This window comes from Stenotrophomonas sp. UBA7606 (assembly GCF_002477705.1).
Classification (GTDB): domain Bacteria; phylum Pseudomonadota; class Gammaproteobacteria; order Xanthomonadales; family Xanthomonadaceae; genus Stenotrophomonas.
Genome location: NZ_DLJW01000110.1, coordinates 49,099 through 72,966, shown reverse-complemented (window position 1 = coordinate 72,966; position 23,868 = coordinate 49,099). Strand labels below are relative to the sequence as shown.

The 23,868-nt window shown below is 66.0% G+C and carries 17 protein-coding genes; 7 read left to right on the top strand and 10 right to left on the bottom strand.

What is annotated here, in order from left to right; translation table 11 throughout:
• The first annotated feature begins 115 nt into the window (after window positions 1-115).
• Together rsgA and B2527_RS13905 are read left to right on the top strand one after the other, a co-directional pair.
• Window positions 116-1,213: a ribosome small subunit-dependent GTPase A gene (gene rsgA, locus B2527_RS13910; RefSeq protein ID WP_293714469.1), complete on the top strand. Its 1,098-nt coding sequence runs from the start codon at window positions 116-118 to the stop codon at window positions 1,211-1,213.
• 29 nt (window positions 1,214-1,242) lie between these two features.
• Window positions 1,243-2,499 (top strand): flavohemoglobin expression-modulating QEGLA motif protein, encoded by a 1,257-nt coding sequence (locus B2527_RS13905; protein ID WP_293714467.1) that lies wholly within the window; start codon window positions 1,243-1,245, stop codon window positions 2,497-2,499.
• Window positions 2,500-2,502: 3 nt separating this feature from the next.
• Here B2527_RS13905 and B2527_RS13900 read toward each other — a convergent pair whose 3' ends face one another.
• The 8 genes from B2527_RS13900 to B2527_RS13865 form a co-directional block, all read right to left on the bottom strand.
• Window positions 2,503-3,744: an FAD-dependent oxidoreductase gene (locus B2527_RS13900; RefSeq protein WP_293714465.1), complete on the bottom strand. Its 1,242-nt coding sequence runs from the start codon at window positions 3,742-3,744 to the stop codon at window positions 2,503-2,505.
• 82 nt (window positions 3,745-3,826) lie between these two features.
• Window positions 3,827-5,032, bottom strand: coding sequence for a sodium/glutamate symporter (gltS, locus tag B2527_RS13895; protein ID WP_293714463.1), 1,206 nt, complete (start codon window positions 5,030-5,032; stop codon window positions 3,827-3,829).
• A 358-nt stretch (window positions 5,033-5,390) separates the two neighbouring features.
• A complete protein-coding gene (locus B2527_RS13890) occupies window positions 5,391-5,789 on the bottom strand; it encodes a RidA family protein (RefSeq protein WP_293714461.1) in 399 nt (132 codons plus the stop codon).
• Between the two features lie 30 nt (window positions 5,790-5,819).
• Window positions 5,820-7,259 (bottom strand): N-acyl-D-amino-acid deacylase family protein, encoded by a 1,440-nt coding sequence (locus tag B2527_RS13885; RefSeq protein ID WP_293714459.1) that lies wholly within the window; start codon window positions 7,257-7,259, stop codon window positions 5,820-5,822.
• 3 nt (window positions 7,260-7,262) lie between these two features.
• On the bottom strand, window positions 7,263-8,138 hold the full coding sequence (locus B2527_RS13880) for a MurR/RpiR family transcriptional regulator (protein WP_293714458.1): 876 nt from the start codon (window positions 8,136-8,138) through the stop codon (window positions 7,263-7,265).
• 2 nt (window positions 8,139-8,140) lie between these two features.
• Window positions 8,141-9,496: a gluconate:H+ symporter gene (locus B2527_RS13875; protein WP_293714457.1), complete on the bottom strand. Its 1,356-nt coding sequence runs from the start codon at window positions 9,494-9,496 to the stop codon at window positions 8,141-8,143.
• A gap of 17 nt (window positions 9,497-9,513) precedes the next feature.
• Window positions 9,514-10,749, bottom strand: a complete 1,236-nt coding sequence (locus B2527_RS13870; protein ID WP_293714455.1) for an amino acid deaminase — start codon at window positions 10,747-10,749, stop codon at window positions 9,514-9,516.
• A 155-nt stretch (window positions 10,750-10,904) separates the two neighbouring features.
• Entirely contained in the window at window positions 10,905-12,056 is a 1,152-nt protein-coding gene (locus B2527_RS13865; RefSeq protein ID WP_293714453.1) for an OprO/OprP family phosphate-selective porin, read from the bottom strand.
• Window positions 12,057-12,166: 110 nt separating this feature from the next.
• Between B2527_RS13865 and B2527_RS13860 the strand changes: the two genes are divergently transcribed.
• Window positions 12,167-12,841, top strand: a complete 675-nt coding sequence (locus tag B2527_RS13860) for a response regulator (protein ID WP_293714451.1) — start codon at window positions 12,167-12,169, stop codon at window positions 12,839-12,841.
• Between the two features lie 104 nt (window positions 12,842-12,945).
• Here the strand turns inward: B2527_RS13860 and B2527_RS13855 are convergent, their stop codons facing one another.
• The gene (locus tag B2527_RS13855; protein WP_293714449.1) at window positions 12,946-15,597 is read right to left on the bottom strand and encodes a PAS-domain containing protein; all 2,652 of its coding nucleotides are present in this window, start codon (window positions 15,595-15,597) and stop codon (window positions 12,946-12,948) included.
• A 243-nt stretch (window positions 15,598-15,840) separates the two neighbouring features.
• Between B2527_RS13855 and B2527_RS13850 the strand changes: the two genes are divergently transcribed.
• Both B2527_RS13850 and B2527_RS13845 read left to right on the top strand, forming a co-directional pair.
• Window positions 15,841-17,190 carry a dicarboxylate/amino acid:cation symporter gene (locus B2527_RS13850; protein ID WP_293714447.1) on the top strand — a complete coding sequence of 450 codons (1,350 nt, stop codon included), beginning with the start codon at window positions 15,841-15,843 and terminating at the stop codon, window positions 17,188-17,190.
• A gap of 219 nt (window positions 17,191-17,409) precedes the next feature.
• Window positions 17,410-19,701, top strand: coding sequence for an NADP-dependent malic enzyme (locus tag B2527_RS13845; protein WP_293714445.1), 2,292 nt, complete (start codon window positions 17,410-17,412; stop codon window positions 19,699-19,701).
• A gap of 82 nt (window positions 19,702-19,783) precedes the next feature.
• On the opposite strand, the gene B2527_RS13840 is transcribed toward B2527_RS13845, so the two are convergent.
• Window positions 19,784-20,152, bottom strand: a complete 369-nt coding sequence (locus B2527_RS13840) for a helix-turn-helix transcriptional regulator (protein ID WP_293714443.1) — start codon at window positions 20,150-20,152, stop codon at window positions 19,784-19,786.
• A gap of 439 nt (window positions 20,153-20,591) precedes the next feature.
• Here B2527_RS13840 and B2527_RS13835 point away from each other — a divergent pair, with 439 nt between their 5' ends.
• Complete coding sequence (locus B2527_RS13835; protein ID WP_293714441.1) at window positions 20,592-21,695, top strand: HlyD family secretion protein; 1,104 nt, start codon at window positions 20,592-20,594, stop codon at window positions 21,693-21,695.
• Between the two features lie 96 nt (window positions 21,696-21,791).
• On the top strand, window positions 21,792-23,858 hold the full coding sequence (locus B2527_RS13830; protein ID WP_414717098.1) for a peptidase domain-containing ABC transporter: 2,067 nt from the start codon (window positions 21,792-21,794) through the stop codon (window positions 23,856-23,858).
• Window positions 23,859-23,868 lie beyond the last annotated feature (10 nt).

Sequence of the window (23,868 nt, the reverse complement as noted above, 5' to 3'; positions counted from 1 at the left end):
GGGGAGGGCCGGGGAGGGGGGCTCTTGCTCTGGCTTTGGCGCTGCCCCAGCTCCAGCTCCAGCTCTCGCATAGCCAATCCCGGTTCCCGAATCCCAGCTCTTATAGAATTGGCCGATGACTGATTCCATCGATTTTGATTCGCTCCGCCATATCGGCTGGCCCTGGCCTGGTGCCCCCGAGGATCCGGCCTGGCAGGCCGCCTTTGCCGCGCACCCGCAGGCGCGCCCGGGGCGGGTGATCGAACAGCATCGTTCAGGTTATGTCGTGGCCGATGCGCCCGATGCCAGTCTCAAGACCGAATCGCCGCCGGAGTGGCAGCGGCCGCGTTTCCCCAGCCATGAGCGTGCGGCGGTGGGCGACTGGGTGCTGCTGGAAGGCAAGCGTATCGTCGCCCTGCTGCCGCGGCATACCTCGATCAAGCGCGGCGCCGCCGGCGAGCATTACCACCAGCAGGTGATCGCGGCCAATATCGATACCGTGTTCATCGTTTGTGGCCTGGACGCCGACTTCAACCCGCGGCGCATCGAGCGCTACCTGCTGCTGGTGGGTGGCGGTGGCGCGGCGCCGGTGGTGGTGCTGACCAAGGCCGACCAGACCGAATACAGCGAGGACGCGCTGGCGGTACTGGAAGAACTGGCCGCGCAGCAGATTCCGCTGCTGGCGATCAATGGCAAGGACCCGGACAGCGTGGCCGCCCTGCTGCCGTGGCTGGGCCCGGGCAATACGGTGGTGCTGGTGGGTTCCTCCGGTGCCGGCAAGTCGACCTTGACCAACACGCTGTTGGGCGAGGACCGGATGAAGACCAACGCGGTGCGCGGCAGCGATTCGCGTGGCCGCCACACCACCACCCATCGCGCGCTGATGCCGCTGCCTTACGGCGCCTGCCTGATCGACACCCCGGGCATGCGCGAGCTCAAGCCGACCGGCGAGGAAACCCTTGCCGAAGGCGGTTTTGCCGATATCGAGGAACTGACAACGCAGTGCAAGTTCCGCGACTGCTCGCATCACAGCGAGCCGGGTTGCGCGGTGCAGGAGGCCATCGAGCGCGGTGACATCGAGGAAAGCCGGCTGGAGAACTACCTCAAGCTGCGCGAGGAGGTGGCGCTGGCGGCGGCCAAGTTGGCCCAGCGCCAGGCCGAGCAGAGCAACGAGCGCAGGAAGGTGGGCCGTGGCGCGCAGTGGCGCCCGGTCGGCAAGGGCAAGCGGCGCTGAGGTTTCAGCCCGATCCAGTGAGGTGGACGATGGACAACGCAGTGATCCACAACGATCCGGACATTGCCCACCACGCCGCGCTGGATGCGCGCATGGTGGCGGCGATGAAGGGCATACGCCTGCTCAGCCTCACCAGTTGGCCGGCCACCACGCAGGCGCCATTCCTGGCCAGCGTGGCACGCGGCAAGCCCGAGCTGCCGCAGGTGAACTATCCCAAGCTGGATTTCATTGACGCCCGCCGCGAATTGGCGGCGGTGATGGCGCAGGTGGATACCACCCACCCGCTGGGCAGCTACATCCACGACTCGGCGCGCAGCTGGGACCTAGCCGCCGGCCTGCTGGAAGTGTTGGGCACCTCGGCGGTGGATCACTTCTCCAGCCATCTGTTCGGGGTGCCGGACCAGCCGATGCCGGGCAATGGCCCGACCACCCGCGAAGCGGCACGGCACTTCATCCAGATCGCGCAGGAACTGGACCACGAGTTGCTGGCGCCGGAAGAGCAGGTGCCGGTTTCGGCCATTGCCCTGCAACTGCAGTTGCAGGGTGACCTGGATGAGTTCTTCGGCGGCCGCATGATCACGGTGGAGCTGGACCCGGCGCTGATCGCCAAGGCGGCGGCCGGTGCCACCCGCATCCGCCTGCGCACCAGTGCCAGCTTCAGCGCCTATGACCGCGCCCAGCTCTACCACCATGAAGCGCTGGTGCACTCCCTGACCGCGCTCAATGGCCGCGACCAGGCGGTGCTGCCCAGCCTGGGGCTGTCATCACCGCGCATCACCGCCACCCAGGAAGGCTTGGCCACGTTCGCCGAGCAGATCACCGGCAGCATCGACATCCAGCGGCTCAAGCGCATCAGCCTGCGCATCGAGGCCATCGCGATGGCGCGCGACGGTGCCGACTTCATCGAGGTGTTCAATTACTTCCGCGGTGCCGGGCAGACCGCGGAGGAAAGTTTTTCCTCGGCCCAGCGCGTGTTCCGGGGCGTGCCGCCCAGCGGCGGTGCGGCCTTCACCAAGGACACGGTGTACCTGCGCGGGCTGGTGTCGGTGCACACCTTCTTCCGGCAGATGCTGCGTGATGAAAAGCTGCAGACCTGCCGCTGGCTGTTTGCCGGCAAGATGACGCTGGAGGATGCGCAGGCGCTGACGCCGTTGTTCGAGGCCGGCGTGCTGGCGCCGCCACGCTGGTTGCCGCAGTGGATCAACCGCGCCAATGGTCTGGCCGGCGCTCTGGCGTTCTCCCTGTTTGCCAACCGCATCCGCATGGATCAGATCAGCGGGGAATAAACCTCAGCGGGCGTCCAGCAACTGCGCCACGGCGCGCTCACCGCTGCCCATGGCCAGGGTCCAGCCCAGCATGCCGTGGCCGATGTTGCAGCCCAGGCCATCGCCCAGGTTGCGGATGATGGGCGAGGACCACGGGGTGACCGGGCGCAGGCCGGCCCAGCTGCTTTGGATGTGATCGTAATCGGCCGCCTCGGGCAGCGAGGCGCGTGCCTGCGCGATCAACTGCGCCAGCCGCGTCGGTTCAGGCGTGGGGTTCCAGTCGTTGAGGTCGGCCAGCCCGGCCACGCGGATGCGCTCGCCCAGGCGGCAGAACACCAGCTTGCGCTTGGTGTCGGTGATGCTGACCTGCGGCGCATTGGCCCCGCAGGCGGCAGTGAACGAATAGCCCTTGATCGCCATCACCGGCATGCGCAGGCGCAGTGGTTTGAGCAGGGTGGCGCTGTCGATGCCGGCACAGACCAGCACGCGTTTGGCGGTGAGTACCTGCCCGTCCTGCAGTTGCAGCTGCCAGTGGCCACCTGCATTGCGCAATGAACTGATGTGGATGCCGAATTTTGCCTGCACCCCGTACTGGTGCTCCATTACTTGCAGCAAGCGTTGGCTGAAGCGGTACGGGTCGCCGGCTTCCTCGTCGGGCGAATACACCGCGCCAGCCAGCCACGGCGCGCCGCAGAGCGCGGGTTCGATGCGCCTGGCTTCCTCTGCGGACACCAGGCGCTGCTGCACGCCGCTGGTACGCTTGAGCGCGATCATTGCCGCTGCGCCGTGCATGCCTTTGACGGAAGGATACAGGTGCAGCTTGCCGGAAACCGCGTGTTCGAAATCGATCGGGTGCTCCTGCAGCAGGGAGCGCATGGCCTGGCGTGACTCCAGGGCCAGCTCCAGTGTCGCCAATGTGTTGCGATGCAGGCCACCCGTGCTGGCCTGGCGCAGGAAGGCCAGGCCCCAGCGCAGGAAATCCGGGTCGGCCGACCAGCGCGTGCGGAACGGGCCGTTGCGGCCAAACGCCATTTCCGGCAGCTGTTTCCAGGTGCCGGGGCCTGCCATGGCATCGGTATAGGCGTAGCTGAGCTGGGCGCCGTTGGCAAAGGAGGTGCCCATCGCCGGGCCGCTGTTGCGGTCCACCAGCAGCACCGAGCAACCGCGGCGGGCGGCGGCATAGGCGCTGGCCAGCCCCACCACGCCAGCGCCTATGACGATCAGGTCATGGCCAGGGGAAACAGGGGGCACGGCAGAGGACGTCATTGGCGCAGCAGCATGGGTGGGGAACTGCCATTGTCGCGCCAACCCGCACCGTGGGTACGGGTCTGGCGCACGGAACCGGCCGTCAGTGCGGCCAGAAGTTGAGGAAGCCGGTGATGATCAGCGCGTTGATGAAGTCGATGAAGAACGCGCCGACCAGCGGTGCCACCAGGAAGGCACGCGGTGCCGGCCCGTAGCGCTGGGCCAGGCGACGCATCACCGCCATTGCGTTGGCGGTGGTGCCGAGCATGAAGCCGATGAAGCCGCCGCCCATCACCGCGGCGTCATAGTCGCGGCCCATCAGCCAGTAGATCGGCACCGCGAACAGCGCCACCACGGACACCTGGATGATCAGGTTGACCAGCAGCGGCAGGCCCATGCCGGCAAGTTCCCACAGTTTGAGGTCCATCAGGGCGATGGCCAGGAACAGCGCCAGGCAGATGTTGCCGATCAGGTCGGTGGTGGGTACCGACAGCTTGATCCAGCCGGTGTAGTCATCGATGTTGCGGATCACCGCGCCTACCAGCATCGCGCCGATGTAGGTCGGCAGGGTCAGGCCCAGCCCTTCGAAACCCTTGCCTACCCACACGCCCAGCCACATCGCCATCAACAGCACCACGATGCTCTTCAGCGCATCGAACTCGCGCGCGGATTCGCTGGGGTAGCGGACTACGAGGGCCTCTTCCTCGCCCAGCTGTGCGCCAGTGGCCTTCTGGCTGGGGTGGCGGACCTTGAAGCGCTGCATCAGCACGGTGATCACCGGGCCGCCGACCAGGCCACCGCAGATGATCCCGGCCATCGCCGCGGTCACCGCCAGGCTCTCCGCGCCGACCAGCCCGGCCTGCTCGAAATGCCCGGCAAATGCCAGGCCGGTAGCCGGGCCACCGGTCAGGGTGGCCGAGCCGGCCAGCACGCCGAACATCGGGTTGAGCCCGAACAGCTTGGCCACGCTGATGCCGATCAGGTTCTGCAGCACTGCAAAGAGGCTGCCGATCAGCAGGAACAGCATCACCTGCTTGCCGCTGACCCGCAGCAGGCGCAGGCTGGCATTGATGCCCAGGGTGGTGAAGAAGGCCACCATCAGCGGAGTCTTCAGGGTGGTATCCAACTCGAACAGGGTGGTTTTCTGGCCATGTGCCCACCACACCGCCAAGGCCACCAGCAGGCCGCCAACCACCGGTTCGGGCAGGTTGTAGCGGCGGAAGAACGGAATGGCGCGGCACAGCGCGTAGCCGGCGAACAGGGTCAGGCCGGCAAAGGCCACCGTCTGTACGGCGTCGAGATGGATCATCGGGTATTACCTTGTTTCAGCGTCAATCCCGACTTTGCCGCCCCGCGCAGTGCATGGCAACCGGGCCTATTGGCACTGGTCCCGGCTGTGAGCCCTTCCCGGTTGCGGTAAAGCCACCGAGAGCGATGGTGCTGGGCCCTGCTCGACTGGTGCATTAGCTGTAGACCCGAGCCATGCTCGGCTGGGGCATTAGCTGTAGAGCCGAGCCATGCTCGGCTGGGCTCTATCGGGAAAGCTCCTGCCGAGCATGGCTCGGCACTACTGTTGGCACAGCTTTTGCCGAGCATGGCTCGGCACTACAGTTGTATTGCTGGTACAGCCCCAGCCGAGCATGGCTCGGCTCTACCGTGAGGCGCGGTCAGTCGCGCTGTGGGCGCTTGTAGGCCACGCAGTCCACTTCCACCTTGCAGTCCACCACCATGCGGCTTTCCACGCAGGCGCGGGCCGGCGGGTTGTCACCGAAGTAATGCTTGAACACGCCATTGAAGGCGTAGAAATCGCGCGCATCGTCCAGCCATACGCCGCAACGCACCACGTGCTCGGGCCCGTAACCGGCCTCGGCAAGGATATCCAGCACATTGCCGATCACCACATGTGCCTGGTCGGTGACCGTGCCGGCGACCAGTTCGCCGTCACGCATCGGTACCTGGCCGGAGACGTACAGCCAGCCATCGGCTTCCACCGCACGCGAGAACGGCATGTGTTGCTTGCCCTGGCCAACGCCGCCTTCGGCGCCATAGCGCTTGATGTCACTCATGGGTGTCTCCTTGCTTGATTCGGTATGCAGTCAGCCGGCAGGGCTGGCTTGCGGGGTGATGAACTGGCCCGGTCGCGCGACCACACTGTGGCCGTCATAGGCCAGACGGCCATTGACCCAGACCGAGGCAATGCCTTCGGCAGCCTGGACCGGGTCGTGGAAACTGGCGGTGTCGCGTACCCGTGCCGGGTCGAACAGCACCAGGTCGGCGCACCAGCCCTCGCGGATGAAACCACGCGCGCCCATCGCGAAGCGCGTGGCGGGCAGGCCGGTCATCTTGTGCACGGCAGTGTGCAGCGGGAACAGCTTTTCGTCGCGGGCATAGTGGCCCAGCACGCGCGGAAAAGTGCCCCACAGCCGTGGGTGTGGGCGTGGATCGCGGGGCAGGCCATCGGAACCGATCATGGTCAGCGGGTGGCTGAGGATGCGGCGCACATCGCCTTCGTCCATGCCGTGGTACACCGCGCCGGCCGGTTGCAGGCGGATGGCGGCGTCCAGCAGTGGCACCTGCCACTGCGCGGCGATGTCGGCCAGCAGACGGCCACCCTGTTCGGGCTCGGGATCGGACCAGGTGATCAGGATGTCGTAGGCGTCGGTGACCTGCTTGAGGTCCAGCGTGGACGCGCTGGCGGCATAGGGGTAGCAGTCGCAGGCAACATCCTGCTGCCGTGAAGCGTGCTGCAGGCAGTCCAGCACCTGCTGGCTGCGGCCCCAGTTGTCGATGCCGGCACATTTCAGGTGCGATACGCGGACAGCGGCCTGTGGCGCGCGCGCTGCGGTGAAGGCTTCCTCCATCGCATCCAGCACGCCGGCGAACTCATCACGCAGGTGGGTGGCGTACAGGCCACCGCGGGGCAGCTCCTGCGCCAATGCATCCACCTCGCTGGACGGCGCGTGGTAGGCCGAGGCGTACGCCAGGCCGCTGCTCAGCCCCAATGCCCCCTGCTGCAGGCTTTGCCGCAGCTGGCTGCGCATGGCGCTGATTTCCCTGTCGCTGGCAGCGCGGTCCAGGCGGTCCATGTGGTTCTGGCGCAGGGCGGTGTGGCCGACCAGGGCGGCCACGTTCACCGCTGGGCTGGCCTGTTCCACCGCGCTGCGGTAGCTGGCGAAGTCCGGGTAGCGGAAATCCTCGGCATCGCCCAGCAGGTTCATGGGGTCGGGTACGCCGTCGTGGATGCGCACCGGGCTGGCGCTGATGCCGCAGTTGCCGACCACCACGGTGGTGACGCCCTGCGACAGCTTGCTGAGCATGGCCGGGTTGCGGATGACCTCGATGTCGTCGTGCGTGTGCACGTCGATGAAGCCCGGCGCCAGCGCCAGGCCGGCGGCATCGATTACCTGGCCGGCAGCAACATCGTCCAGCGCGCCGACGGCACTGATGCGCCCGCCGGTAATCGCCACATCGGCTACCTTGCCTGCCTGGTCGCTGCCATCAAGCACCAGCGCGCCGCGGATCACTACGTCATGCATGGATCAGTCACCCAGCGGCAGGCGCGAGTCACCACCGCGGTGGCGGTCCAGCGCCAGCTTGATGCGGCGCAGGTGCTCATGGTTGGCGTTGGCATCGTTCAGTGCGGTGGTGGTGGACAGCACGTCGATCGCCAGCATCATCGCGTAGCGCGAAGCCGACGGTTTGAACACGAAGTCGGTCTCTTCGATCTGGATCGGCAGCAGCCAGTCGCTGCGCTCGGCCAGCGCGGTACCGGCCTGGGTGATGCTGCCCACGCGCGCACCATAGGTGCGTGCGATGTCCACCGCCGACACGATCTCCGGGGTGATACCGCTGACCGACAGCACCACCACCAGGTCCTCCGGCCCCAGCGTGGCGGCGATGATCTTCATCATCAGCGCGTCGCTGCAGGCCGAGACTGGCCGGCCGAAACGCACCAGGCGGCTCTGCAGCTCCTGCGCGAACACCGTGGAGCAGCCACCCAGGCCGAAGATATGGATCATCCGCGACTGGCACAGTGCTTCGGCCAATTCCTGCACTACCTGTTCCTTCAGGTTGGCGATGTTGTGGCGCAGGCTTTCCTGGATGTCGTCGCAGATCTGCGCATACAGCGCAGACACCGGCGGGGCGTTCTGCTGTTCCAGGAAACGCTTGCCCACCGCGCTGGCCGAGGCCAGGCGGGCGCGCAGCTCGCGTACATGGTCGCAGCCCAGTGCCTTGGCAAAGCGCGAGATGGCCGCCGCACTCACTTCGGCACGCTCGGCCAGTTGGCTGACGCCGTACTGGGCGGCGGCGTCCACATCGGCAAGGATGGCCGCGGCGATGCGTGCTTCCACGGGGCTGAACTCGTGCTGGCGTTGGCGCAACTCGTAAACGATATCGAACGTGTTCTGGGACATGCTCACAGCACCATGGAAAGGGCCATCACCAGCAGCAGGGCGACGACGGAGATAAGGGTTTCAAGCACGGTCCAGGTCTTGAAGGTCTGGGCCACGGTCATGTTGAAGTATTCCTTCACCAGCCAGAAGCCACCGTCATTGACATGTGACAGCACCACCGAGCCGGCGCCGGTGGCCAGCACCAGCAGTTCGGGGTGGGCATAGCCCATGGCCGCGGCGATCGGTGCAACGATGCCCGAGGCGGTGGTCATCGCCACTGTCGCCGAGCCGGTGGCCACCCGCATCAGCGCGGCCATGGTCCAACCCATCAGCAACGGTGACAGCTGGAAACGCTGCGACAGGCCGATGATCTCGGAGGCTACGCCGGTGTGGACAAGGATGCCATTGAGACCGCCACCGGCACCCACCAGCAAGGTGATCGCGGCGGTGGGCGCCAGGCATTCCTGGGTGAACTTGAGGATCTGCTCGCGGTTGAAGCCGCGCATCAGGCCCAGGGTGACGAAGCTCATCAAGGTGGCCAGCAGCAGCGCCACCACCGAGTGGCCGATGAAACGCAGGCCATGGTTGAGCGGCGAGCCCGGCGTTGCGATCTGGTCGGCCCAGCCGCCGAGCAGCATCAGCGCCACCGGCAGCAGCAGGGTGGCCAGGGTGATGCTGAAGCTGGGCAACTGCTCGTCCGGGATGCGGCTGTGGCCTTCATCCAGCAGCGCCGCTTCCATCGGGTTGTGCGCGGGCAGGCGCACGCGCGGTGCGACGAATTTGGCGAACACCGGGCCGGCCAGCGCCGCCGTGGGCAGGCCCACCAGCAGCGAATAGAACACGGTACGGCCGACGTCGGCGCCGTAGGCATTGACGGCCAGCATGGCCGCCGGATGCGGTGGCACCAGACCGTGCACGACCGACAGGCCGGCCACCATCGGCAGGCCGACCAGCAGCAGCGGCACGCCAGTGCGGCGGGCGACGTTGAGCACGATCGGGATCAGCAGCACGAAGCCGACCTCGAAGAAGATCGGCAGGCCGACGCAGAAGGCGATCAGCATCATCGCCCAATGCACGTTGCGGGTGCCGAAGCGGGCGATCAGGGTGCGCGCGATACGCTCGGCGCCACCGGACTCGGCCATCATCTTGCCGAGCATGGTGCCCAGCGCGACGATCAGCGCGATATGCCCCAGCGTCTTGCCTACCCCTTGCTCGTACGCGGGCAGGATCTCCGGTGCCGGCATGCCGGCCAGCAGGGCCAGCCCGACCGAGACCAGGGTGACGCTGATGAAGGGGTTGAGGCGGAAGCGGGCGATCAGCACGATCAGTGCAAGGATCGACAGCGTGGCGTAGATCAACAGCAGGTTTCCGTGGGTCATGCGTAGGCCCGGTGCGGTCAGAACTGCGTGGAGACGGCGCCGACGACGCTGTGTGCGTCATCAACCACCAACAGGTGGCGCCATTTGTCGAAGGTCAGGCAAGGGTGGGAGATGTCGAAGCAGAGCATGTCGCCCACCTGCAGGCTGTCCGTGTCGTGCACCTGCAGGAAGGCGTGCTGGTCCATCATCGCGGTGATCTTCCAGTGCGCCGGTGCAGCGGTGGGGGCCGCGTTGCCGGGACAATGGTGCAGGGCCGGGACCGGGAAGCCCGCATCGAATGCGGCGTCACGTTTGCCCAGGCCGATGATGGCCTTGCCCGGCTCCGGCCGCGACTGCACATAGGCCCACAGGCGCAGCGCGGGCTGCAGGCTGCTGCCGATCTCGCGCGCCACCGGGTTGCTGACATGGATGCGTTTGGCGGCCTGCTGGTAGATGCCCACGTCATGGGTCAGGTAGCAACCCGGGCGCAGCACGACCTGGGCAGCATCGTCCTTGGCCAGTACCGAGAACACCTCGGCAACCAGATCGAACCAGGCCGAGCCGGCACCGCTGAGGATGGCCGGCAACCGGGCAAAGCCACCGCCGTCGCGGATCGCCTGCCATTGCGCCAGTGCACGCTGCAGCACCGCGCGCACGCCCGCCTCGTCGCTGGCCACGCCTTCGTAGACTTCCACGCCCACCAATGCCACCGCAGCCGGCCAGCGGGCGATCTCCTGCAGCACGGCCTGGGTCTGCGCGTCATCGCGCACACCGGTGCGGCCCCCGTCCACGCCGATCTCCAGCAATACCTTGATGGTCTGGCCGCGGCTGGCGAAATAGGCGCCCAGTGCCGCCACGTTGGCGGCCGAGTCGACCACGCAGGCAAACCAGAAGTCGGGGTCCTGGGCCTGCACGTCGGCGATCAGGGCAAAGTTGCCCCGGCCGACCAGTTGGTTGGCAAGCAGCACGCGCTGCATTCCCTCGGCATGGGCGGCTACGGTCTGCGCGGCGGTGGCAAGAGTGATGCCCCAGGCGCCGGCATCGCGTTGCATGCGGAACAGGGCCGGGCTCATGGTGGTCTTGCCATGGGGTGCCAATTGGCAGCCGTATGCTTCGGCGAAGCGTCGCATCCAGTGCAGATTGTGTTGCAGGGCGGATTGGGACAGCACGGCTACCGGCAGGCTGACCTGCTCGGCAAGCAGATTGGGCGCCAGTTGGGCCAGGGCAGAGGGCGTCCATGGGCCACCAGCAGGCAGGCCTTTGCCAGCGAGCAAGGTGGTTTCCTGAAAGTAATTTTCCTGCATTGATCCCCGCCCTGCATGAGTCGCCCCGGAATCGGGCGGCCTATTGTGTATCACAGGCGGGCATTTGTGAAAATTATTTTCTTGCGTGACTGCTGCGCCGGCGGGGATGGCGGGCAGCGCAGGGGCTAGAAGTCGAACTGGGCGCGGGCGGCCAGGGTGCCGGTACGGTCAAGCAGGCTGTCGCGCAGTTCATCACGGCGGCGGCTGTCGGTCCAGTCCAGCATCAGCCGGAAGTGGCGGGGTGCATACCAGTTGACCCCGACGGTCCAGGCCTGGGCGGCGACATCGCTGCGGGTGAGCGGCCACTGGCGGCCGCCGATGCGGTCGTAGCGGGCCACCAGTTCCCAGGCGCCACCGGCACGGGCGGGCTTGAGCTGGACAAAGCGGCCGGCCTTGGCATCGTAGGCGCGCGGTTCGCCGGTCAGCAGCCAGCTGCCCTGCAGGTAGCCCGAACGTACCTCGGCCTTGTGCTGGCCATCGTTGTAGCGGGCGCCACCGTACTCGGCCTGCCATGACCACTGTTGATGCACGCCGGCCGCCTCCAGCCCGAACTTCTGCGCGGTCACGTCGCGTCCGCTGTGGAAATCCAGCAGGGTCAGGCGGCTGTTGTCGCCGAAGTAGCCGGCCGAGCGGGGCTGCAGGCGTAGCGCCGCTGCGCCGTCGCTGCCGGGATTGTCGTAGTACTCACGGGCCACGGCGGCGCCGAAGTGCAGCACCTGGCCCGGTGTTTTCCATGGTGCGTAGCCGGCGCGGGCGCCGAAGCCGCGGCCCTTGACCTTCCAGGCGTCGATGCTTTCCAGGCTGTACAGGCTGGCGCTCCAGAACACCTGCTGGTCGTAGCCGGTGAGGCCCAGTCCGAGGCGGTAAGTGGGGGCCAGGGTCTGCGCCAGCCAGCTGCGCTCGATGGTCGGGATATGGTTGGTGCTGGCCCGGTCGTCAAGGGTGAAGTACTGCTTGAACTGCCCCAGCGTCAGCGTGGTGCTGCCAAAGCTGCGTGCCAGGTAGACGTCGCGAGCCACCGGCCGATGGCCGGCAAAGTCACCCTCCAGCTTGTAGTCGAAGCCGTGCAGTTTGCCGGAGACAGCCAGCCAGGCCGCGCGCAGGTCATCGTTGTCGCGCTCGGGCTTGCCACGGCGATCGTTGTCGAACCGCGCGGTGTCGTAGTACAGGCGGCCGCTGAACCTGATGCTGGCGCTGTCCTGCGCCTGCGCCGTCGGCAGCGCCGCAAACAGCGCCAACAGGGACAGGCCGGACAGGTACTGGCGGGGGAAGATCATCCGGGCGCTCTCGGGCGGGGGGGGAGCCGGACCTTAGTCAGCCTGGCAGGGTGTTCAAATAATGCATTGGTATTAGGGCGGCGTCGCAGGCCGCATGCCACACTGCCGGCATGAGCCTGGCCAAGGTCCTTGTCGCCGACGATCACCCGCTGTTCCGTGCGGCGGTGCTGCATGCGCTGCGCGAGGATGTGGCAATGGCGCAGGCGTTGGAGGTGGCCAGCGTATCGGCATTGACCACCGCCCTGCAGCAGCATCGCGACGTCGACTTGATACTGCTGGACTTGACCATGCCAGGGGCGCGCGGCTTCTCCTCGCTGGTGTGGCTGCGTGGCGAGCGCCCGGACATTCCGGTGATCATCATCTCCTCCAATGACCATCCACGAGTGATCCGCCGCGCCCAGCAGTTCGGCGCTGCCGGGTTCATCCCCAAATCGGCACCGGTGGAGAGCATCCGCACCGCGGTTGCGGCGGTAATGGATGGCGACACCTGTTTCCCGCCGCTGGCGGTGGCGCGCTCCGAGCAGGATGCGGTGCTGGCGGCGCGGTTTGCGCAGCTGACCCCGCAACAGTTCCGGGTATTGCTGAGCGTGGCCGATGGCCTGCTCAACAAGCAGATCGCCTATGAGTTTGGTCTGGCCGAGAACACGGTGAAGGTGCATGTCACCGCGATCCTGAAGAAGCTTGGCTGCAACAGCCGCACCCAGGCGGCCTTGCTGGTCAAGGCGCTGGAGCCGGAGGCGGACGCGGATGCGGCGTGGTTGTCGGGGCCGGCGGCCGGAAGTTGACGTCAGCATGGCCGGTTGCGAGGGCTGCGGGCTGGAGGCTGGCATCGGACACGGTTTGGCGTGATCCAGCGGACCAGGCGCGGTCAGTGCCCTCGGCTGCGTTCTTATGTTGCGCGCTGGCGCAGGTGGGTCAGTAGCGAACGCAGTGCCGAGCTGCGCGCCTGCTTGGACAGAAGTCCCCAGCCATTGCGGGTGGCCAGTTCGCGCAGGGCGGGGTCCTGTTCGGCGGTGTACACGATGACTGCCGGTGCGCGTCCCCAGCGCTCTACCAGCCGGGGGAACAGCTCGGGGCCGGTGATCGGGCCCAGCCGCACGTCCAGCAGCAGGACGTCGGGGATGCTGTCGGGGCTGGCTGCGGCCAGCGCCTGGTCAACGCCACCAGCCACCAGCACCAGGCAACCCCAGCGCTCCAGCAGCAGACGGGTTGCCAGACTGACCCGGGTATCGTCGTCCACACACCAGACCCGGCAGCCGCGCAACAGCGAATCGCTGGCCATGTCCTCGCCGGCAGCCAACGCTGCCGGCACCGCCAGCGGAAGCCGTGCGGCCCCCAACGGCACGCTGACCGAAAAGCAGCTGCCGTGCCCCAGCGTGGAGCGCAGCCCGATGCGGTGGCCGAGCAGGCGCGCGATACGATCGACAATGGCAAGGCCCAGGCCGGCGCCGCGCTCGCTGTTGACGGCGTTGTCCAGCCGGTGGAATTCCTCGAACACCTCGCGCTGGCGCGCTTCGGCGATGCCGGACCCGGTGTCGTGCACCTCGATGCGCAACAGCGCACCGTCGCGGCGGCAGCCCAGCAGGATGCGGCCGCTGCCGGTGTAGCGGATGGCGTTGGACAGGAAGTTCTGCAGGATCCGCCGCAACAGCGCCGGGTCGCTGCGGACTACGCAGTGGCTGCCTACGAAGCGAAGGCGCAGGCCTTGGGCGCTGGCAAGCACGCCGAACTCATGTGCCAGGGCCGCCAGCAGCGGGCCCACTGCAAAGTCGCTGATCCGGGTTTGCAGTGCGCCTGATTCCAGGCGCGAAATGTCCAGCAGGCTGTTGAGGATGCCATCCTGGGCGGCCAGTGCGTTGTCCACGCTGTCGGCGATGGCCCGCGCATCGGCATCGGGCAGGCGCAGGCGCAGCGCGGACACGAACATGCGTGCGGCATTGAGCGGTTGCAGCAGGTCATGCACGGCGGCGGCGACCAGCCGGGTCTTGGACTGGTTGGCGTCCTCGGCTTCGCGCTTGGCCAGCGCCAGGTCGTGGGTGCGTTCGTCGATGCGGCGGCTCAGTGTGTCGGCCAGCGAGCGCAGGTCACGTGCGGCGTTCTTGTAAGCGGTGATGTCGGCGTAGCTGGTGACGAAGCCGCCATCGGGCAGTGGGTTGCCACGGATCTCGATGACGCTGCCGTCGCCGCGTTCGCGTTCATGCATGTGTGGCTTGCCCGAACGCAGGTGATTGAGGCGGCGCTCTATCGCGGCCTCGATGGGGCCGGGACCGAGCAGGCCACGTCTGGCGTTGTAGCGGAAGACATCGGCGATGGGGCGGCCGACCTTGATGAAGCCCGGTGCAAAACGGAACAGTTCGATGTAACGCCGGTTCCAGGCCACCAGGTTGAGCTGTGCATCCACCACGCACACGCCCTGTGGCAGATGTTGCAGGCTGGGGCTTTCACCGTAGTCAGCGCTGTGGGCGGCCTGCACCAGGCCATCGTGGGCGGTACGCAGTTCTTGTGCATGGTGCTTGACCAGGCGCTCCAGCTCTTGCCGGCTGCGTTCGCGCAACCGCGCCAGCCGCCGCCGCTGCCATACCACGTATACAAGCAAGGCCAGCACCGCCAGTGTTGCTGCCACCGCCGCGGCACCGATGCGCGCCGCGGCGAGGGCGCCATGGGTGGGGCGCAGCAGATGCAGGCTCCAGTTCTGCAAGGGCAGGGGGTGGGAGATCCAGATCACGTCACCGGTGTCGGCTATGCGTGCGCGCTGTACGCCGTTGGCAAGCGCCCCGGTGCTGCGGTAAGGCAGCGGCTGACGCGGTACCTGCCCGTACTGGCGGGTGCGGGCCAACTGTTCGCGGGTGTTGGCTGGCAGGGGCGCCAGTACGCGGTAGCGCCATTGCGGGCGGCTGGACAGGAATACCACGCCATTGCCGTCGGTGGCGAACACCGTGTCCTCGCCGATGGCCCAGGTCTGTTCCAGCGGCCGCAGCAACAGCTTCACCACGACCACGCCGATGGGGCGGCCGGCGGCGTCGCGTACCGCTTCGGACAGGAAATAGCCCGGCACCGCAGTGGTGACACCCTCTGCGTAGAAGGTGGCGCGGCCATCTTGCATCGCCTGCTGGAAGTACGGACGGAAGTGATAGTTGTTGCCGACATTGCTGGCCTTGGGAATGCGCCAGTTGCTGGCGGCCAGGGCCATGCCATCACGGTCCAGCAGGGTGAGGGTGGAGGTGGCGGCAGCGCCATTGACCTGTTCGAGCTTGCGGCTGATCTGCCCGGCCTGCGCGGGGCTGTGGGCCGCCTGCGCCAACAACGCACGGATGTCAGGGTCCAGCGCCAGCACTGCGGGCAGCACGCGGTAGCGCTCCACCACGGCCTGCAGTGCGTTGCCGTGCAGGCGCAGCTGCGCGCGGGCCTGCTCGGCCTCGCGTTGCAGGTTGCGTTGCTGCAGCTGCTGCAGCGCCAACCAGGTCAGCGCGGCGATCAGCAGCAGCGTGGCCACGGGCAGCAGCAGGCGACGGAGCTGGCGGCGGGTGCGGAGCAGGGGCATGGGGGCGATGGTCACGCAGAAGCCGAATTGCTGCCAGCAGGGGCCGACCGCAGCGGGGCGTTCTGGATGTGGGCGGGAGCTGCGTCAAGGCGGAAGAGACGGCACTGTATCCGACAGAGGGCTGTCCAGTTGCAGGCGCCAGGCGCGCCTAGTACGAAAGAACTAGCTAGTACCAATGCGTTATCGGCAGCGCCGGGAGCGCCGCGTAAAACAGCGGCCGTAGCGAATCCTGCCGAGGTGACCATGCAACTTCCCGCCGCTTCCTCCGCCGTCCAGGCTGATGTGCGCCTGCCGTTCTATCGCCAGCTGTACGTGCAGGTGCTGGTCGCCATCGCCCTGGGCGTTCTGCTGGGGCACTTCGAGCCGGCGTTTGCCGAACAGCTCAAGCCGTTGGGCGATGCCTTCATCAAGCTGGTGAAAATGATCATCGCGCCGGTGATCTTCCTGACCATTGTCACCGGCATTGCCGGCATGACCCACCTGCGCAGCGTCGGCCGTGTGTTCGCCAAGGCCATGATCTACTTCATGTTCTTTTCCACCCTGGCACTGGTGGTGGGCATGGTGGTGGCGCATGTAGTGCAGCCGGGGGCCGGCATGAACATCAATCCTGCCGACCTGGACCAGAGCGCGGTGCAGGGCTATGTGCAGAAGTCACACGAGCTGACCCTGGTCGGGTTTGCGTTGGACATCATCCCCAAGACCCTGCTCAGTCCGTTCGTCGGCGACAACATCCTGCAGGTGCTGTTCGTGGCGGTGCTGTTCGGTATCGCGCTGGCGATGGTGGGCGACAGGGGCAAGCCGGTGCTGGGCTTGCTGGAGTCGCTGACCGCGCCAGTGTTCAAGCTGGTGCACCTGCTGATGAAGGCCGCGCCGATCGGAGCGTTCGGCGCCATCGCTTTCACCATCGGCAAGTATGGGGTGGGCTCGCTGGTCAACCTGGCCTGGCTGGTGGGGGCGTTCTACCTGACGTCGCTGCTGTTCGTGGTGATGATCCTGGGCGCGGTGGCCCGCCTGTGTGGCTTCTCGGTGCTCAAACTGGCCCGCTATCTCAAGGCTGAGCTGCTGCTGGTGCTGGGCACGTCCTCTTCCGAATCGGCGCTGCCGTCGCTGATGGAGAAGATGGAAAAGGCCGGCTGCAGCAAGTCGGTGGTGGGCCTGGTGGTGCCTACCGGTTACTCCTTCAATCTGGACGGCACCAACATCTACATGACGTTGGCGGCCTTGTTCATTGCCCAGGCGACCAATACCGAGCTGACCCTGGGCCACCAGATCGCCCTGCTGCTGGTGGCCATGCTCAGCTCCAAGGGCGCGGCCGGGGTGACCGGGGCCGGCTTCATCACTCTGGCCGCCACCCTGGCGGTGGTGCCGGAAGTGCCGGTGGCCGGCATGGCCCTGATCCTGGGCGTGGACCGTTTCATGAGCGAGTGCCGCTCGCTGACCAATTTCATCGGCAATGCCGTCGCCACGGTAGTGGTGTCGCGCTGGGAAGGGGCGCTGGACCGCGAGCAACTGGCCCGCGCCCTCGATGGGGGGGCTGCGGCAATGCCGGCCGCACCGCTTGCCGAAGCGCTGCCGGTGCCGGCTGAGGCCTGATTCGCATGTGTGTGTTGCGCGGGTCCGTACCGAACAGGCGGCCCCGCGCCTTTTTTTGTCCTGCCGCTGTCATCGCAGGCGCACATACTTTGCCGGTTTGGTCGCAATAGCTGCGGATTGTGCACCTGCAGCATGACAGCGACAGCATCGCGACAGGTCCAGCACCGTCAACGGCGGTATCATCCGCTGTCCTTCTTGCCCGCTACCGTTCCCATCTCGATGTCCAAAGAAGATTTCAAACAGGCCGCCCTCGACTACCACCGCATGTCGCCGCCCGGCAAGATCAAGGTGGTGGCTACCAAGCCCATGTTGACCCAGCGCGATCTGTCGCTGGCGTATTCGCCGGGTGTCGCGCACGCCTGCGAAGCGATCATGGAAGACCCGGCCATGGCCAGCGAGATGACCGCGCGCGGCAATCTCGTTGGCGTCGTGACCAATGGCACCGCCGTGCTGGGCCTGGGCAACATCGGCCCGCTTGCCGGCAAGCCGGTGATGGAAGGCAAGGGCGTGCTGTTCCAGAAGTTCGCCGGCATCGATGTGTTCGACATCGAAGTCAACGAGAACGACCCGGACAAGCTGGTCGATATCATCGCCTCGCTGGAGCCCACCTTCGGCGGCATCAACCTGGAAGACATCAAGGCACCGGAGTGCTTCATCGTCGAGCGCAAGCTGCGCGAGCGGATGAACATCCCCGTATTCCATGACGACCAGCACGGCACCGCGATCATCGTCGGCGCCGCCGTGCTCAACGCCATGGTCATCACCGGCAAGAAGATCGAAGAGGTCAAGCTGGCCACCACCGGCATGGGCGCGGCGGGCATTTCCTGCGTCAACATGCTGGTCTCGCTGGGCCTGAAGCCGGAAAACATCCTGGCCTACGACCGTGACGGCGTGATCCACACCGGCCGTACCGACCTGGACCCGGAGAAGGCCCGCTACGCCCGCGATACCGACAAGCGCACGCTGGCCGAGATCGTCGATGGCGCGGACATCTTCCTGGGCCTGTCGGCCGGTGGCATCCTCAGCAAGGACATGGTCGCCAGCATGGCGCGTGATCCGGTGATCTTCGCCCTGGCCAATCCCTACCCGGAAATCCTGCCGGAAGACGCCAACGCGGTGCGCCCGGACATCATCATGGGCACCGGCCGGTCGGACTATCCCAACCAGGTCAACAACGCGCTGTGCTTCCCCTACCTGTTCCGCGGTGCGCTGGACGTCGGCGCGACCACCATCAACGAAGAGATGAAGGTAGCCTGCGTGCGTGCGATTGCCGCACTGGCCCGCAAGGAGGCGTCCGACCTGGGCGCCGCCTACGGTGGCGAGGTGCCCAGCTTCGGCCGTGACTATGTGATCCCGCGTCCGTTCGACCGCCGCCTGCTGGTAGAGCTGTCCTCGGCCGTGGCCCAGGCGGCGATGGACTCGGGGGTGGCCACGCGGCCGATTGCCGACATGGCCGCGTACCGCGACAAGCTGGCCCAGTTCGTCTACCGCACCAGTCTGTTCATGAAGCCGGTCTATGACCGTGCCCGCTCGGACAAGCAGCGCGTGGTCTACGCCGAGGGTGAAGAGGAAGTGGTGCTGCAGGCGGTGCAGAACGTCATCGATGAAGGCGTGGCCTTCCCGATCCTGATCGGCCGCCCCGATGTCATCGAAGCGCGCATCGAGCGGTTGGCCCTGCGCATGCGGGCCGGCGTCGATTTCGAAATCACCAACATCAACGACGATCCGCGCTTCAACGACTACTGGCAGTATTACCACGACATGACCGGCCGCAAGGGCGTCACCGTGGCTGCTGCCAAGAACCTGATGCGCTCGCGCCCGACCCTGATCGCGGCGGTGATGGTGGCCCGTGGCGAGGCCGATGCCATGCTGTCGGGCCTGGTTGGCCGCTTCCACAAGAAGCTGGGCTATGTGCGCAGCGTTATCCCGCTGGAGCCCAAGGTCAGCTCCACCTCGGCGATGACCGGCGTGATCAACAACCAGGGCGTGTTCTTCTTTGTTGATACGCACGTGCAGGAAGACCCGACCGTCGAGCAGATCGTCGAATCCACGCTGCAGGCGGCCTACCGCATGAAGCTGTTCGGCATCGAGCCGAAGATCGCGCTGCTGTCGCACTCCAACTTCGGCAGCCACGATTCCAAGGACGCGCTGAAGATGCGCCAGGTGCGCGAAGCGCTGCTCAAGCGCAACCCACGCTTGAACGTGGACGGCGAAATGCAGGGTGACACCGCATGGGATGAGGCATTGCGCGAGAAGCTGCTGCCCAACAGCACGCTCAAGGGCCGTGCCAACCTGTTTGTGCTGCCGAATCTGGAAGCAGCCAACATCGCCTACAACCTGGTGCGCGTGTTCACCAATGGCGTGGCGATCGGTCCGATCCTGATGGGCATGACCAAGCCGGTGCACATCCTCACCAGCAGCGCCAGCTCACGTCGCGTGTTGAACATGACGGCCATCGCCGCCGTGGATGCACAGATCCGCAAGCAGATGGAAGCCGAACGCAACGTTTGATCCTGCGCCAGGCGGTAAGCAAGCGGAAGCCGGCCTCGTGCCGGCTTTCGCGTTTGCGGGCATTGCGCCCGGACGGGTGTTGCTAGAACTGCGCCACCTTCTGCGTCTCGACGATCTGCAGCACCAGCTTGCGTGTGGCTGCACGGCATGAACGGTAGGCCTTGAGCAGGCGGCGTTCACTCGGGTCGTCGATCATTTCCATGCCCTCACCAATGGGGGTTTCACGCGGCACGGCATCCAGCTCGCCGCGCCCTGTTGCCAGCCACTCAAACGAAACATCGGTCACCAGGGCAATGGTGATCAGTCGTGTGGTGCTGGGTGATATGCCCGTTGGGCTTTCCCAGTTTCCTACTGCGCTGCGGCTTACCTTGAGTTGGGTCGCCAACTCCGCCTGCGTCATTTTCATCTTTCTCCGCGCCTTGCGGATACGGATCCCTAGATGGTCATGCATGAAAAAAAGTCCTCCTTGAACGCGGACCATGAGAGCCGACTAAAGCCTAAGTGATTACGCAATCGCGCGGTCGGCGAAGACTTATTGTCAATGTTCATTACGGACATGGAATGCCAAGGATGAGGTAGTCATCGATATTGTCGAATTTTGCCAATGGCGCTTGCGCAACGGTGAATTATTGGGTGATTCAAATTGTCGACAAGTCGGTGCAAGTGATCTTTGCGTGTGGGGTGAATTGCGTGCTGCTGACCGATCGCACAAAGTCGTGTTTCTGGTTTTCCTTCGTCGGTACTGAGTAATGTCATCGCACCTGTTTCGTCAGGATGTCGTGCAGCAGATGCGCCCACAGTGGCAGGGTGATGTGCTCGTGGCACCGCCGCGTCTTCTGTTTGCATCAACTGCAGTTACAGTTCTCTTCGCTGCAGCATTTATTGCACTCGTGTTTGCCTGCTCCTACACCCAGCGCCATTCGGTTGAGGGTCGGCTGGTGCCGGTGCAGGGCGCGGCGGCGTTGGCAGCGCCGCTGGCAGGGCGGGTGAAGTGGGTGGGTGCCGCTGACGGGGAGCATGTCACTGCGGGCGACGCACTGCTGCAGATCGAGCCATTGCGGGTGTCAGTGGCGGCGGTTGATGGTGCCGATGCCGTTGCGCAGAAAGCGCTGGCCATTGTTGAAGGCATATCGCCGCTTGTCGCGCCCGATCCAGCAGTGGTGGATGCGCTTGCGAGGCAACTGCTGGATGCACGTACAGAGCTGGCCCAGATCGAGGCGGAGCAGGGGACGCGGGGACGGCAGCTGCGCCTGGCCAGGGACATGCATGCACGGTACAGGCAGTTTGCCCAACTGGGGTATGTGAGCAGGGTACAGCTTGATCTGCAGCAATCGCAGGTGCTGGATCGTGCTGCACAGGTGCAGGCGCTGCACCGCCAGGCTGCGCAGGTGCGGCAGCGGATCGCGCGGATGGAAAGTTCAGGACGCAGCGCCGCCGGCAACCATGGCTCCGAAGCGCACGAGCGTGCGCCCGATGCGGCGATGTGGCCGGCCCAGGTCGCGGGGCGAGACAGCGTGGTGATCAAAGCGCCGGTGGATGGCGTGCTCAGCAGTCAGGTGGTGAAGGCCGGCCAGTCGATCCGGGCCGGGCAACTGCTGATGAGTGTATTGCCTGGGGATGGACGTCTTGAAGCGGAGTTGCTGGTCCCGGGGGCCGCGATCGGTGCCATGGCGCCGGGCGACACCGTGCAGCTGCGGTATGCAGCATTCCCCTATCAGCAATATGGCCATCAGGCCGGGGTGGTGGTCAGTATCGGCAAGGCCGCGTTGGCTGAAGCGGAATTGTTGCAGTTGACCGGCACGGTGAAGGCCGGTGGGCCGTTCTACCGGGTGACGGTCGAGTTGGCACAGCAGTCGTGGCCGATGACCGGCGCTGCGACGACATTGAAGCCTGGCATGCGGCTGGATGCCGACCTGCTTGGCGAGCGCAGGCGCGTGATCGAGTGGGTGTTGGAACCGTTGCAGCGCGGCTGGCGCAGGCTGCATGGTGCTTGATGTGTACGACTCCATTGTGTGGGTCAGGTCGGCCCATGGGTCGGGTCAGGGCGTTTGACGGCGGGGTTTCGCATGTATGAGCAGAAGCCCCTGACGATGCAACTGGTGGCGTCGTCGGATGTCGGTGAAAGTGGTTTGGCTGCGGTGGCAACGGTGGCGTCGGCCTATGGCGTGCGGGTGCGGTTGGTCGAGTTGCGGCTTTCCTTTCCCGCCGCGAACAAAGGCGACCCCGCGCAACTGGTGGACGTGGCCGGGCACCTGGGCCTGGCGGCACGGGTGGTGAACCTGCCGCTCGAGGCGCTGGGGCAACTGGCATTGCCCTGTGTCCTGCATTGGCAACTGCAACACTTCGTCGTACTGGCAAAGCTGGAAGGCGGCGTGGCCACCGTGCTTGATCCGGCAACGGGTGAACGCCGGCTGGGTTTGAACGAGATCGCCCAACACTTTTCCGGTGTCGCCGTGGAGCTGCATGCCCTCCACGAATTCCCGCCGCGTCCGGCATTGCCCAGGCTGGGCCTGCGGCAATTGATCGGCGCGGTGCCAGGCCTGCGGGCATTGCTTGCCCAGATCGGCGTGTTGTCCTTGTTGCTGCAGGTGACCCTGCTGTTGTCGCCGCTGCTGTTGCAGTGGGTGGTCGACAAGGTGCTGCTGTCGTCGGATCGTGAGCTGTTGACCCTGCTGGGCCTGGGTTTTGGCCTGGTCCTGCTGCTGCAGATCGGCATTGGCATCCTGCGGGACGCCATCGTCCAGTATCTGGGCGCGCGCGTCGGGTTGCAGTGGATGAACAACGTGTTCGGACAGTTGCTCGGGCTACCCATGCGCTTCTTCGAAGGGCGGCGGCTGGCGCAGCTGCAGTCGATGCTGGTGGCAGCGCGGGATATCCAGCGCCTGCTGGGTGGGCGCTGCATCGGTGTGCTGGTCGACGCGATGATGGCGCTGGCCGCGTTGGTGTTGATGCTGCTCTACAGCTGGGCATTGGCACTGGTAAGTGTGGTGGCGATGCTGCTGTATGGGCTGGTGCGCGGCCTGACGGGGCGGCGGCAGCAGGAAGGGCGCCGTCGGCAGCTGGCGGCAGAAGCCTGTGCGCATGCACATGAACTGGAGTTGTTGCGCGGGATGCGCAGCCTGAAACTTGCAGGCAAGGAGGCGCAGCGACGCAGCATGCACGGCAACCTGCTTGCCGAGGCCAGCAACGCGCAGACGCTGCTGGCACGGTTGGAACTGGGATGCAGTGGCGCGGGCCAGTTGTTGCGGGGGCTCGAATGCATCGTGGCGATCTGGATCGGTGCCTCGCTGGTAATGGAGCAGATACTTTCATTGGGCATGCTGATTGCCTATCTGGCGTACAAGGATCAATTCACCACACGCATGGCGGCACTGATCGATACCGGATTGCAGCTGCGGCTTGCGCGACTGCAGGTTGCGCATGTTGCCGAGCTCATGCTGGCAACGCCGGAGGCCAGCAACCTGCCGCTGCCGTTGGCCGCTGGCGCGCTGCGGCTGGAAGTGGAAAACCTGTCATTCCGCCATGGCAGTACTGCGGCCTGGGTGCTGAGGGATTGCAGTTTCAGCATCCAGGCCGGTGAGTCACTGGCCATTGTCGGTGTTTCCGCATGTGGCAAGACTACCCTGCTGAAGTTGTTGCTTGGTCTGCTGCAGCCCACCAGCGGCAGCATCCGTATCGATGGCAGGGAACTGACGCCCCGCGAACTGCGCAGGCTGAGTGCGGTGGTGATGCAGGATGACGCATTGTTCGCAGGCAGTATTGCCGACAACATCGGCTTCTTCGAGCCGATCGCCGACCTGCCCAGGATTGAAGCGGCGGCACGCCTGGCGGGCCTGCATGAGGATATCGTCGCCGGGGCCATGGGCTACCACGCGTTGGTCGATGAAATGGGCGATGGTCTGTCCGCCGGGCAGCGTCAGCGGCTGCTGTTGGCACGGGCGCTGTACCGGCAGGCGGGCCTGTTGCTGCTGGACGAGGCGACCTGCCACCTGGATGCCGAGGGTGAACGCCAGGTTGTGGCCATGCTTGGGCAGTTGCGCATGACCCGGCTGATTCTTTCGCAACGGCTTGGGAGCGCGGCCAGCGCCGACAGGGTGCTGGCAATGCAGGCAGGTGGCCGCCTGCAGGAACTGCCCGTTGCCGCTGCGGGGCGCTGAGGGGCAGGGC